This window comes from Streptomyces sp. NPDC039736 (assembly GCF_055596485.1).
The window spans coordinates 155,138-167,680 of sequence record NZ_JBVIUQ010000006.1 but is presented as its reverse complement, the minus strand read 5'-3'; the positions used below and the strand labels follow the sequence as shown (position 1 = coordinate 167,680).

Below are 12,543 nucleotides of genomic sequence, written 5' to 3'. Positions count from 1 at the left end.
CTCGTGCGCGGCCGATGACCAGTCGGCACATTCCCTACAGCGTCACCCGTCCCGAAAACGTCACACCCGGGCCGGAGAAAGCTGTCGGACCGGTGTCGACGCCGTGCGGCGGGCCGGGCCGAGGGAGCCCGCGGGACCGCGGTACGTGTCCTTCGCGCCGGTGCGGTGGTTGCCCTTACCGCCTCCGGAGCCGTTGCCGCGGCCTCCGCCGCTGTCCCCTTCGCCGTGGTTGCCGCCCTTGCCGCCGGTTCCGTTTCCGCCTCCGGAGCCGCTTCCGTTTCCGTGTCCGGGGCCCTGGGCGCCCTCGCCGCTGTCGGGCGGGGAGCCCGCGCCGTCGCCGTCGCCCTTGCCGCCGCCGAGCAGGCGGTCGCAGAAGCGGCTGATGCCGTCGGAGCCCTTGGCCTGGACCTCCAGGTACTGCTTCACGTGATCGGGCATCCGGTTGGCCCGGTAGTCGCGGCACGCCTTGACCGTGCGCTGCCGCCAGTCCTTGGCGGGTTTGCCCTTGTCGCCGGACCCTCGGGAGGTGTCGGGCCGTTCGCCGCCCGAGGGGTTGGAGCCGTCCGCCTCCGCGTCCGTGTCCGGGCCGGTTCCGGTGCCCCGGGAGCCGCCGTCGGATTCCGCGGAGCCGCCCGGGCCGCCGCCGGTGCCGGTGCCGCCGGTGACGGCGGTCCCGCCGTCGGCAGTGCCGCCGTCACCGGGGAGCGGCGGACTGGTCGCTGCCGGGTCGTCGGGGGTGGGAATACGTTCCGGACGGCCGCTCTCGGAGAATTCCGGTTCGGGCATCCTGCGGTCCCCGGAGTCGGGGCTCGCCACCGACACCGACGAGGCGGGCTCCGGTTCCGCGTGGCCGAACAGAAAGGGGCCGGGCAGCACTCCCGTACCGGCGGCGACGGCGACGCCGCCCAGGGCGCCCGCCGCGAACACGGTCACCAGGCCCAGCCGCACCGGCCGCCGCCAGCGGGAACGCCGCCGCGCCGACACCGCACACCGCGACTGCCGGAACGCCGCCAGCGCGGCCGCCTCCCCGGGCAGCTCCCGGCCACCGGAACGGGCATCCGCGCCGAGCCCCGGCCCCTCACCGCCGGCGGACCCGAACCCCGCCCCCGAGCGCAGCCCTTCGAGCGCGGCCGCGAGCTCGGCGGCCCCGGCCATGGAGGTCCCGGTCCCGGACGACCCCGCTCCGGACGCCCCGGTCCCGGACGATTCCGCCCCGGGCGCCCCGGCCCCGGACGACCCCGTTCCGGACGGCCTCGCCCCGGACGCACCCGCTCCCGTACCCGGAGCAGAACCGTCACCGGACCGCTCGCGCGCCGCGCCCGAAGGGCCTCCGTTCGCCGCGTTCTCGTCCGGTTCGCCGCGCAACAGCCGTTCCGCCGCCGCCTCGTCAAGCCACTCGTAGCGCTCGTCGGCCATCACGTTTTCCTCTGCGTCCGCGCGCGTGAATGCGTCACACACGGGCCCTGCGCCAACGTCCCGACGACCGCGCCCGCGGGCCCCGCGTGCCGCCGGTCCCGCTGCGCCGGAACCACGTCCAGCATCTCGTCCGCCGGGCCGTCACCATGGCCGCCACGGTCGTCCCCGTCACCCCGGTCACCCCGGGCGCTCCGCTCGCCCCCACCACCCGGATCGCCCACTCCCCCCAACAGCTCGGCCAGCCGCTTGAGTCCCCTGTGGGCCGCCGTACGCACCGCGCCCGGCCGCTTGCCCAGCGTCTTGGCCGCGCTCTTGGCGTCCAGCCCGACGACCACGCGCAGCACCACGGCCTCCGCCTGGTCCTGCGGCAACTGCGCGATGAGCGCCATGGTGCGGTCGGTGGCGAGGGACTCCATCGCCTCGCCCGCCGTGTCGGAGGCGGCGGGCTCCTCCGCGAGTTCGGTGTCGTCGCCGCCCACGGCCGGTCTGCGGCCCCGCATCCGGATGTGGTCGAGTGCCCGGTTGCGGCCGATGCGCGCGGCCCAGCCCCGGAAACGGTCGGCGTCTCCGTGGAAGCGGTCCAGGTCACGGGCTATCTGAAGCCATGCCTCTGACGTGACGTCCTCGGCGTCCGGTTCGCCGACCAGCGTGCGTATGTAGCCCAACAGCCGTGGATGCACGGCGCGGTACACAGTCCGGAACGCCTGTTCGTTCCCGTCCTGTGCCGCGAGCACCGCGGCGGTCAGCTCCGCGTCGTCCCCCAGCACTATCTCAACCTGTCCCCAGTCGATGCTGGCTGTCCCGAGTGGTGCCGGTCCCCCGGGCTGCACCGCGTGCACCCCGTGCACCACGTGCCCCCGCCCCGGCGCGAATGTGCACGCTACGTCGCCGACGGGCGATAAGTCCATGACTTGTACAACCTGCAACGACTTGCTGACGTACCGAGGTGTGACAGAAAACGCACCGACGGCGCAGTAGGGGGTACGGGCTCGTCGCACAGCCCGTACGGATTGGCGGCCGGGGTCACTCCTGTGGGGGGTGGCGGCCTCGGCCGCCCTTCCGGCACGAGGATCTGTGACCAGGCATGGTGCGAGGCGTGCGGCCTTGCATGACCAAGCGTCCTGGCCGCATCCCGTCTTTCCCGGGCCGATGCGCTGCGCCGTCCCGGATGCCGGCTTCCAGGCACCCTCCGCACGGCGCTGCCCGTAGGGCCGTCGTGTACCCCGGAGTGCGGTGCCGGACGTTGGCGGAGACCTCGACGGGGTTCTCGTCGGTGTCCAGGTCGTTGGTGACCTTGTCCTGGGTTGTGGCCCCAGTCGTGGATACGGAACCGATCGGGGAGGCCGAGGCCCTGCCGAGCAGTCCGCCGCCGAGCACGCACCCGGGCGGGGCCCTGCGGCCCCCGGCGTGATGGTGAACCCGTCCGTGCGGCGCATGTATCCGTCCCGCGTGAAAACGATGTCCTGGCCCTCCCAGGCATCGCCGAGCATCTCCTTCCACATCTGCTGGCGCTCGTACTGGATTTTGAGGACGTTCATCAGGACCTGGTGGACGTGAATGATCACGTTGTCGTCGCCGTCCTTTGTGAGGCACCACGGGCCGTCCTGCTCTTGACCTCGACGACGACCCATTCCAGTTCGATGGCGCAGTCCTCCCAGTGGACGAATTGCCGCTTCATCCCGAGGGCTTCGCTCCGGCGGGCACCCGTTGCCGAGTAGGCGGTTCACAACGGCACATCGCGGGTGCAGAAGTGCGGTGGGCCGCATTCGCGCTTCCCGCACGGCGTCCAAATGCCCCCAAGGAAGGCCGAAGTCTGCGCGTCGTCGAGCGTCAGGAACTTGCGCTGCTGCGACTTGACCTGCCGGTTAGTGGGCGGATTCGCGACCGATGCCGGGTTGGCCGGGATCGGCTTCTTCGTGACCGCAGGCCGAGAGCACCGGACAGGACGGCATGGACGTGCCGGACCGACTTCGCTCCCAGCGGCTTGCCCCGGCTCGCCGGGCAGGGCACTGTCTCCAGCATCTGACAGAGGCCGTCGAGGTCGTTGTCCGTGACGTTCCTGAGTTTCACGGCCTCCAGGTGAGGTTTGATGTCGAGCCGCTTCTCGGGTTCGTAGCCCGATTTTCATGTCTCCTCGATGCGGAACTCCGCGAACCACCTGTCGATCCGGTCCCCGAATGTCATGTCGGAGCGGAAATCCAATCGGAGCGAGAATCCAAGACGTCGGCCTCAAAGTCGACTTTCCACGTGTTGAGCGTCTTAAGGGACTCAGCTTTCGTCGCACACTCGCGGCCGATCCAGAAAAGGATCCGCTTCCCCTGCGACGGGTCGTCACGGAGAGGTGTGCACGCTCCTCGGGCATTCGGTCTGACCCGCCGGGGAATTTCGACCGGCGCACTACCTTGCCCATTCGCCTTCTTGGCCGCTCGCCGCCTTGTGGTTCTCTGCCTGGAGACAGGCTTCCTACGGCGCTTTCCGACCTGGTGCTGCAGCCGCAGTCGGTGTAATACGTATTCGGATTTCTCATTGAACCGGGCACGGGTGGGGACATCATCGTTGCTGAGGTGTGCCACTGGGTGGCGGGCCTGGATGCTCTGCATGCCCGGATCGGCGGCCGCTTCCGTCGCTCGGAGCCGCGCCGACGGGCAGCGGAGTATCCGCGCAGGGCCGCTCGCGCCACTGGAGCGCAAGAACGGCCGGACGCCGACCGAGGAAGCGGGCGAGCCGTTCCCGCACGCTGTGCAGCGGCAGACGAGCAATGCGGGCACCGGGCGGACGAGGGCTTGAGGAGTGGCCCAAAGCCCTCCGGCTGGCACGATCGTCCCGTCCATGGTCCAAGGGCGGCGCGATCGTCCGAACAGCCCGCGGCCGCACAAGACCTGGTCGGGGGGGCCGCGGCCACTTCGGCAATGACAAGCGAGTCCAGGTTCCCTAGCACGACCTGCAGGGCGGAGGAGCCGAACGTGACGCAGGGGTCCTGTCCGTGCAGGTCCGGCGGGACCCGGGGCAGGCCGGAGGCGTGGAGGGCGAGGTGACGCAACGTGGTACCGGTGTTCGAGGGGATGGGAAGAACTCGTTCACCGTGGCGTCCACGCCGGTCGCCCCTGCGGCAGCCAGTTGGGCCAGCACAGTGCCGGTGGCGCTTTCCTCGCAAACCAATTTACCCATACCGGCCAGTTGCGTGGCCGTGGAGCACTTCGGGGACGAATTGTTTTGATAAATGCAGATGGGCATCCGGCGCCGACTCCCAACAATCCATCGGCAGTTCTGATGACTTGCTCCCGTCCCAGCCGGTGCCGCGAAGTCCAATACGTGCACACTGTGCCGAATCGAGCGTTCATTTCAAAAGCATCTGCAAAATCCTATCGACCCTTTGTGATCTTGATCACTGCGGGAGCCCCGCGAATCTGCTGTGATCGACCGTGACCGCGGGGGCACACTCGGTCATGGTGCAATGAGACCACCATGCCCGACTGTCCCCACGCACGCTATGCGCTGCAGCGCGGTGGCCTAAACGGAGAATGCCGCGAACCGACTGACCATCGGCCTGCGACCGCGGCACGCCTGTCCGAATGTGCCGCCTGCAGCGAAATGCAGTAGGAGGACGGGGAACAGTGGTAGCAAGACAGCGCCCGAGTGAACGGCGGCAACGGCTCGGTGCGGAATTGCGCAAGATGCGGGAGCGGGCAGGACTCACCCTCACCGAAGCCGCCGCACGGCACCAGGTGGACAAGACGACGGTGAGCAACACCGAGGCGGCACGATTCGGCGTCAGCGCCGACCGCGTTCGGGTCTGGGCAGCCAACTACGGCCAGCCTCAACGGAGTTACATCGACGCGCTGGCCGGCATCGCGCGAGAACGGCAAGGCCCTCAGTGGTGGCACGAGTTCCAGGGGACGGTGGACAGCCAGTTACTCGATCTGGCGGAACTCGAACACCGGTCCGCAGACCTGTGTTATGTCAACATCACGCACGTTCCCGATCTTCTCCAGCACGAGGACTACGCACGAGCGGTTCACCGGGAAGCGGTCCCGGCCGTCACCCCCGAGGGCACGGAGGCCCTGGTCGCGTTCCGGGAGCGTCGCCGCCGCCTTCTGGATTCAGCGGCGTCACGCCGTCTTGGGTTCCTGGTCCACGAGGCAGCACTCCGCATCGGCTTCGGCGGCCGGAAGACAGCCAGGCGGCAGTTGGAATACCTGCTGGCAGAGTCCGGCCGAGGTCCGGCATCCCTGCGTGTCATCCCCTTCGCCGTCGGCGGGATCCCCAGCGCGGGAAGTTCGTGCCTGTACGCGCGAGGACCGGTGCCGGAGCTGGACACGGTGCAACGGACCGAGCCGACCGGCATGAGCTTTCTGCACAGTGAGGAGCACCTGACTCACTATCACTCCGTGCTCTCCCGGCTGGAGAAGCGCTCCCTGGAACCGGCGGCCTCCCGCGACCTCATCCAGGAGATCCTGCAGGATCTGTGACGCCGGCCTGCGAGGGGCGGCGCCCGGCGCGACGTCGGGCGCTCGCCCCGCCGGTCCTACACGACGTGCGGTTGATCCCTCAGTGCGGCCACCGCTGCGTGATGTCCGCACATGCCGTGGACCGAAGGTCCCGGCGGAGTCGCCGATGAGCACAGCCAGGTGCCCTTCAGCGGGGTCCGGTAAGGGGACCACCGGACCATCGGCCGGGCGAAGGTCTGCCGCAGGCTCATCGCGCCGCAGCCGATGTCACCCCCCACGTAGTTCGGGTTGTACCGCCCGAGCTCAACAGCGGAGACGCCCCGGCCGGCGACCACCGTGTCGGTGAACCCGGGCGCGTTCGCCTCGATCGCCGCGCGCACCAGCGGAAGAGGGTCCCGGGGGTCGCCGTGCGGCACATGGGCGTAGGCCCACACCGGACGTCTGCCGTTGACGATCCGGGACGGGTCGGCAGCTCCGGGGTCGACCACGATGACGTACGGCTGAGCAGCCGGCAGGCCCCGCGCGACCCTGTTCTCCGCCCGGGCGATGTCCTGTGCACTGCCGCCCAGATGGACAGTGGCCGCCTGCGCCAGCCTGCCGTCCTTCCAGGGGATGCCCCCTTCGATGAGGAAGTCGGCCTTTGCCGCTCCGGGACCGTATCGGTACCGGTTCAAACCCCGCAGATAGTTGCGCGGGAGGCGGGCGATGCGGGCCAACTCGCGTGGCGAGACGTCCAACATCGTGACTTTCCGGGTGGCGGGCAACTCGTCCAGGGAGTTGATGCGGACGCCGGTGTGTATCCGGCCGCCCAGACGTTTGACTTCCGCAGCCATGGCGGTTGCGAGGGTCCCCGATCCCCCCTGCGGCACCGGCCAGCCCGTCGTGTGGGCCAGATGCCCCAGGAGCAAGGCAACAGCAGAAGTCGTCGGGGACGGCAGACGCCCCACTCCGTGGGCCGCGACACCGGTCAGCAGCGCCTTGGCCTCGGGAGTGCGCATGCCACCGCCCAGGCGGAGTGCGTATTCCGGCAATCGGGGCGCGAGCACGGAGAGTGCCCGCCACGGCGGCACGGTGCGCATGTCGGACAGCATCAGGCGCACGACGTCGGCCGATCTCTCCATCACCGGCAGCATCAAGCGTCGCCACCGGTGCCCGTCACGCCCCAGCTCGCGGCACGTGGCATCCAGGTCGCGCCAAGCCAGGGCAGCCGGCCTGTCAGGAAACGCGTGGGCGTATGCGGCCGGAGAGTGGGTCATCACGACGCCGTGCGACTGCCAGGGCAGCGACCGCATGAAGGGGGACGCCGGCACCATCGGGTGTACCGCTGCGCAGATGTCGTGCAGGACGTCGGAGTCAAAGAGCGCCTCGCTGCGCAGGCCCCCACCGATGGTCTCGTGAGCTTCGAACACGTCGACCGCGAATCCAGCACGGCCCAAGGTGATGGCTGCCGCAAGACCGTTAGGGCCTGATCCCACCACGACGGCGTCCGTCATTTTGCCCTCTTCCGTCCCGTTCGGAGCTGAAAGGCCAGGCGACAGACGACGAAGTCCGCCCCTGGCCGTCCCGCAGCCTTCAGTGGGTCATGAGCCAGCCGATGCCCCCAACTGCCACCACCCCGGCGACCGTCAGCGCGACGGGGCGCCGACGACGCAGGAGATACCCGAGCAGCGTCGCGGTGAGCAGGACGGCCAGCGTCCCGATCGCACCGCGCAGGAAGCCGTTGCTGTAGCCGAACTCGCCGAAGTGCTGTGTGAGCCATCCGGCCCAGACAAATCTCATACTCCCCATTCCTCATGAAAGACGGCCCACAAGGCCGGACGACTTCCGATCGCAATCGCCCCACCCGTGTCCGCCGAAGCGGCACCGATGGCCACGGCTCATCTGCAACATGCCTCACACCAGCTCGTGCTTCCGGGTTTTTCGGCCATCCTCGGCGGCCACGGCAGCCGCCAGGGGCTCCGCACGCTGCTGGATGCGCCTCCGCAGCCGCTCACGGCACGCACTCGACCAGAGAACCGCACGGTCCAGCGCCCCCGACAGGAAGACGAGGTCGCACGCGACCATGGTCAGCGCGAATCCGGTCAGGCCCATGAACAAGGCGATTGACAGGTGGAAACCGATGGACGCCGTGGCCGCCCAGGGCCTCAGGGCAGGTGCGATCACACCGAGGGGGAAGTACACCAGGAAAGCAATGGTGCCGTAGGTACCGAGAGCGACCAGCAAGTCGTTCTCGTACACCAGGTTCGACCAGCCGGGAAGTTCGAATTCATCGACGCGCATGATGTAGAACAGCGCGGTCCCGTCCTGCCACTGGTCTCCCATGACCTTGAACAGGCCGGAGACCACGTAGACCATGCAGATCTGCACCGCGACCGCGAGGACCCCGAGATTGTGCAGCGGAGTAGTGATCGCTTCCCGCCAGGCGGGCAGGCGTTCCCGCAGCCGTGCCCACGTACCGGTCGAAAGCGCGAAACGCTCGTAACAGCGCGTCAACAGCAGGAAGGGGATGACGATGTAAGCGAGGTTGTCGCCGCCGTCGAGGAGCGCGGGCTGCCGCTGGTAGAGAGACCACAGCAGCACCCAGTGCAGAGCCAGGCCCGCCCGCCCGCCGATCCCCAGGGTGACGGCGAGAGCCGCTGCCGCTCCCAAGTGGAACAGGAACTGGAACCAGCCGTCCGACCCTGACAGCGCGTAAAGACTGAATCCGGAAACCTGCTCCAGGAAATCGGCGTGCGGGAGGCTTCCCTCCGGGCCGAAGAGATAGTTGCGTTCGACGTACTGGCCCACGTAGTACATGAGACCGACGAATCCGAGAAGGGCACGCGTCCCCGAAACCCCGGTCACGGCCTTCGCTTGGAGAGACCAGGAATCCAGAAGCTGTCCGGGTCGTTTCATCGCAGGTCCTTGACGTCGATCCACTTGAAGTCCTTCACCAGAACCTTGCTCTCGGCACTCTGGTCATGCCGCTTGGACCAAGGAGGGAGCTCCTCCACGTACATCCGTATCTGGACCTTCTCCGCACCGCCCGGGCACGCCGTCGGCATTTGATCAAAGGCGTAACGCGTCAAGCTCTTGACGGCCTGTTCCTCGGTCGCCTTCTCGTACGGAAGCTCAGGAAGGGCGGGCTTCTTGTCGTTGGTCTGCTTCTTCCGCAGCCTGTTGAGGAATTCTTCTTGATGTGTGACGTTCTGCAGCCCGTTGGAAATAATGCGTGTCTCGCGCGAAGGGAAGAAGCGCGAGGCCTGAGCCTTCTCGATTCCACGCGCCGTGACATCGAAATAGTCGGACTTCTTGCCGTCCGAACAGACGGCGCGCCCCAGTATTCCTCGGTTGTCCGCTACCGGGTTAGGGGCGAACAGCATCCAGTTCTGAGCGAAATAGGGATCCAGGTAATCGTTTACCGCCTGCCCGTGTTCCAGCTTCAGCGGGTTGAGTGGGGCCTGCGAAAAGGCAGCCAGGGCCATCTGGACGCCCAGGAGGGCGCCGCCGACAGCGAGCGCCACCCTCCTGGTGTTGCGATACATATCAGTCACGCTGGTGCGTCCGCTGTTTTACCGGTCGAAGACGGTGTCGGCGTCAGCCGCCGCGTCCACGTTCGTGGTGTACCCGAAGATCGCACCGTTCGACAGCATCTGGTCGGCGTTGCTCTTCGCGACGACGGCCATGCCCTTGCCGACGGCGGTGGCCTTGTTGGCAGCCTTGGTGGCAGCCTTGCCGACGGCCTTCGCCGCGCCGGCGATGAACATCGGCTGCGCCTTCTCCGGCTGAGCGGCCGAGATCGGGGCGACTGCCTGAGCGGGAACAGCCTGCGCGGTGCCCTGGGTGGCCACGAACAGAGCGATTCCGGCAGTGGCCACACCGGCGGCCGTGCCAATCTTCTTGAAGTTCACGAAAATTCCTTTACGAAATGATGCCTCATGCTGCGCAACCCACCGTGTACAACGCGGCGGATCGTGCGGCTCGAACAGGAAGCAATCAACCTCACGGCCGATGTGCCGGTCAACGGAAATCCCGAGCTGGCCATCCGTTGCAGCTTCCGGAAGGAAAATGGAACCAGGGGTTCCAGCGCAAGGTTTATTCAGCACAGAAAGACGAGGCGAACCTGCCGGAACCGGCGACACGCCAAGGCGGGCGAAATGCGCCTTTCTCGACGTGCTCCCGAGCTGTTCACAATTGGTTCCCACTCAAATGTTGAGCTGCCCTACATCGGGGACGAGTGTGCCGGAGATCACTTCGAGTTCGTCCAGTGATTGCCGCACCTGTGCCACTGATTCCTTCCACGCCGCGCGGCAGCGGATGGGACGAAGCCAAGGACGGTCTGACCGGACGAGGGAGATCGGCATCCTCGATGGCGCATCCTGGCTCGGTTCGACGTGGAAGCGTGAAACCGTGGTCACCGTCGGCGTAGTCAGCGGAAAGGGCTCTTGACCAGAACCCGAGGCGCCTCGCCGGCGCATGCAGATAGGGCTGCGGACCGACGGAGCGAAAACATCGTGGAGCACGGGGTTTCATTCCCCGTGCAGGGCACGGTGCTTGAACGGGCGGAGCAGGGCGAAGGTTTGTGGCTGTACGCCGAGGCCGACGACGGAGGCCGGGCAGTGCGGCAGGTTGAGGTCCGGGGGCAGGACTCGCGTCCGGTGACGGCGGCCTCCTCGGCAGAGGTTCCTCGCTTGCATGATCATGCCGAACCCTCGGCGGTGTCCCGCTGTGAGGCGATGTTCCGCCGTGAACGGCAGTACGGCGTTCTCGCCGAAGGCCCTCTGGACGGCTGGCAGGACCAGCCGCGGGCGGTCGAGATCACCGCGGAGGGGTTCGAGCGGCTCTGGGCTGGAGCACGGTGGGCTCTCGGCGATCCAGCCCGGCTTGGCGGGTTGGGGCTTGCGAAGGTGCCGTCGCGGAGCGCCGCGAAGAGGACGTCGGCCCGGGGCCGGCAAGGCGGAGGAGGGCCTGGGTGTGGCGCTCCGCCCTCTCTGGAATTTTTGTCGCAGGGGACGCGGTCGGCACGTGCGGAGAGGAAGAAGGCCCCCACTGCGTCCACCGTGCACCTGGCCGGTGCTGTGCCCGCCTGCCAGGAACCTGACGCCCAGCATCGCCTTCATGTGCGTCTCGGCCGCCACGCCGCATCCCGGCTCAGGGCCGGTCGGACGGTCACGTGACCGGCGCATGACCAGCGGCAGCCACCCGAAGCTCAGACCCGCCGCGCCCGCCTGGCCGCCGACCTGCGGGCCGCCGCGCGCAGCACCCGCTTCCCCTCCGTCGACTGCACGAAGGCGGCCCGCAGGCCGTCGCCGTTTCCGGCGAGCAGGTCCAGCAGGCGTTCCTGGCGGCGCAGTTCGCCCGTGGCCAGCGGGCCGCCGTCCCGGTCGCCGTCCAGGTAGCGGTGCACGGCGAGGGCCGCCGCCGAGCACTCGCCGGCCCAGACGCGCAGCTCGTCCGCCGCGTACACGCGCGGTACGGACGCGGCGCGGCGCAGCACCGACACCGGCCGGGACGTCTCGTGCGCCACGGCCCGTACGACCAGGGCCGCGGCCGGGCGCAGTCGGCTGAGCCACTCCTCGCCGCCCTCGGCGGCCTCCCAGAGCGGGCGCAGGGCGGCGTCCGCGTCGACGGTCACCCCGTCGACGTACTCCAGCAGGGGCAGACAGCGGTCCAGGCAGGCGAGCGCGCTGACGGCGAGTGCGCGCTCGTCGGCACGGGCGATCCGGTCGGTCAGCTCGACCGTCGGCAGGCTCATGCGTCCTCCTCGGCCCCGTACGGGCTTTCGTCCCCGCCGGCCCTGCGCGGGACGGCTGGGCGTCACGGTACGACGGCGGTCCGGCCCGCTCGACACGGGCCCTCCGCTTGCGACTGCGCGAGAGGGACGAAAGGCGTCACGCCGGGATTTTCCAGGCGGGGAGGGATCTTCTCCGCAGCCGGGCCCGCTTCCGTCGCCGCCCGCCCCCGTCGCCGCGCGGCGGCGGCGACGGCGACGGGGGCGGGCGTTGAGGAAACGTCACCGCGGAGCGGGGCGCTCACCCGTGGCGGAACGTCACTGCCGGCGCTCGAGCCCCAGGACGTCCAGGAAGTACCCGAACAGTTCCTCGGCCAGCGGGTCCGCCTCCGCCTTCAGCACCGTGGTCAACGGCTCCAGCTCGACGGTCCTGCCCGCTTCCGCGGCCCAGGCCACGGCCTTCTCGGCGGCGTCCTCCGCCGACAGGAACAGGTCCTCCAGGAGCAGCCCGTCCGCCTTCAGGTACTCGGCCATCGCCTGCCGGCCCAGGCACGCGAACCACGAACCGCCCTCGGGCGACGCGGCCTCGATGACCACGCAGTCGCTGCCCATCACGAACGCGAACAGCGCTGGCGCCCCGGTGTCCCGGCACACCCCGCGCGCCAGCGCCCCCATGTCGCCCACCTCGGGCTCGCTCGGGCGCTCCCAGACCTGCCAGCCGCCCGCGCGCTCATCGTAGAGCGCCAGATCCTGTCTGACCTCGGCCAATGCATCCAGTTCCGAGAGCGGCCCGGCGTTCTTCCCTACGACGAAGTAACCCCAGAAACCCATGTTTCCCACTCCCCCCACGCGTTGACCTCAAGAGGCTCAAGCCTCACCCGGACTTCGCCGGAACAGCCAGTTGCGCACGTATCCACCACAGTCCTGGCACATTGTGCCCACATGACGGGGGGTCCTGGCCATCCGAGC

Annotated in this window: 11 protein-coding genes; 2 read left to right on the top strand and 9 right to left on the bottom strand. The window is 68.8% G+C overall.

From position 1 onward, the window contains the following. Positions 1 to 60: 60 nt before the first annotated feature. Positions 61 to 1,416 (bottom strand): hypothetical protein, encoded by a 1,356-nt coding sequence (locus tag ACZ56L_RS20180; protein WP_471065399.1) that lies wholly within the window; start codon positions 1,414 to 1,416, stop codon positions 61 to 63. Next, positions 1,416 to 2,183, bottom strand: coding sequence for an RNA polymerase sigma factor (locus ACZ56L_RS20175; RefSeq protein ID WP_471065397.1), 768 nt, complete (start codon positions 2,181 to 2,183; stop codon positions 1,416 to 1,418). Before ACZ56L_RS20175 ends, ACZ56L_RS20180 begins: the two co-directional genes overlap by 1 nt. Positions 2,184 to 4,988: 2,805 nt before the next feature. Here ACZ56L_RS20175 and ACZ56L_RS20170 point away from each other — a divergent pair. After that, complete coding sequence (locus tag ACZ56L_RS20170) at positions 4,989 to 5,885, top strand: Scr1 family TA system antitoxin-like transcriptional regulator (RefSeq protein WP_471065395.1); 897 nt, start codon at positions 4,989 to 4,991, stop codon at positions 5,883 to 5,885. Positions 5,886 to 5,941: 56 nt separating this feature from the next. Here the strand turns inward: ACZ56L_RS20170 and ACZ56L_RS20165 are convergent, their stop codons facing one another. From ACZ56L_RS20165 to ACZ56L_RS20145, 5 genes are all read right to left on the bottom strand, one after another. Further along, the gene (locus ACZ56L_RS20165) at positions 5,942 to 7,357 is read right to left on the bottom strand and encodes a phytoene desaturase family protein (RefSeq protein ID WP_471065393.1); all 1,416 of its coding nucleotides are present in this window, start codon (positions 7,355 to 7,357) and stop codon (positions 5,942 to 5,944) included. A gap of 79 nt (positions 7,358 to 7,436) precedes the next feature. Then, the gene (locus tag ACZ56L_RS20160; protein WP_471065391.1) at positions 7,437 to 7,643 is read right to left on the bottom strand and encodes a hypothetical protein; all 207 of its coding nucleotides are present in this window, start codon (positions 7,641 to 7,643) and stop codon (positions 7,437 to 7,439) included. 114 nt (positions 7,644 to 7,757) lie between these two features. Beyond that, positions 7,758 to 8,759: an HTTM domain-containing protein gene (locus ACZ56L_RS20155; protein ID WP_471065389.1), complete on the bottom strand. Its 1,002-nt coding sequence runs from the start codon at positions 8,757 to 8,759 to the stop codon at positions 7,758 to 7,760. After that, positions 8,756 to 9,388, bottom strand: coding sequence for a DUF5819 family protein (locus ACZ56L_RS20150; RefSeq protein ID WP_471065387.1), 633 nt, complete (start codon positions 9,386 to 9,388; stop codon positions 8,756 to 8,758). Before ACZ56L_RS20150 ends, ACZ56L_RS20155 begins: the two co-directional genes overlap by 4 nt. 27 nt (positions 9,389 to 9,415) lie before the next feature. Beyond that, positions 9,416 to 9,754: a hypothetical protein gene (locus ACZ56L_RS20145; RefSeq protein WP_471065385.1), complete on the bottom strand. Its 339-nt coding sequence runs from the start codon at positions 9,752 to 9,754 to the stop codon at positions 9,416 to 9,418. A gap of 27 nt (positions 9,755 to 9,781) precedes the next feature. On the opposite strand from ACZ56L_RS20145, the gene ACZ56L_RS20140 reads away from it, so the two are divergent. Next, the gene (locus ACZ56L_RS20140) at positions 9,782 to 10,114 is read left to right on the top strand and encodes a hypothetical protein (RefSeq protein ID WP_471065383.1); all 333 of its coding nucleotides are present in this window, start codon (positions 9,782 to 9,784) and stop codon (positions 10,112 to 10,114) included. A 938-nt stretch (positions 10,115 to 11,052) separates the two neighbouring features. Here ACZ56L_RS20140 and ACZ56L_RS20135 read toward each other — a convergent pair. Both ACZ56L_RS20135 and ACZ56L_RS20130 read right to left on the bottom strand, forming a co-directional pair. Next, on the bottom strand, positions 11,053 to 11,598 hold the full coding sequence (locus ACZ56L_RS20135; protein ID WP_345228804.1) for a hypothetical protein: 546 nt from the start codon (positions 11,596 to 11,598) through the stop codon (positions 11,053 to 11,055). Positions 11,599 to 11,892: 294 nt separating this feature from the next. Then, complete coding sequence (locus tag ACZ56L_RS20130; RefSeq protein ID WP_345228805.1) at positions 11,893 to 12,405, bottom strand: hypothetical protein; 513 nt, start codon at positions 12,403 to 12,405, stop codon at positions 11,893 to 11,895. Positions 12,406 to 12,543: the final 138 nt, after the last annotated feature.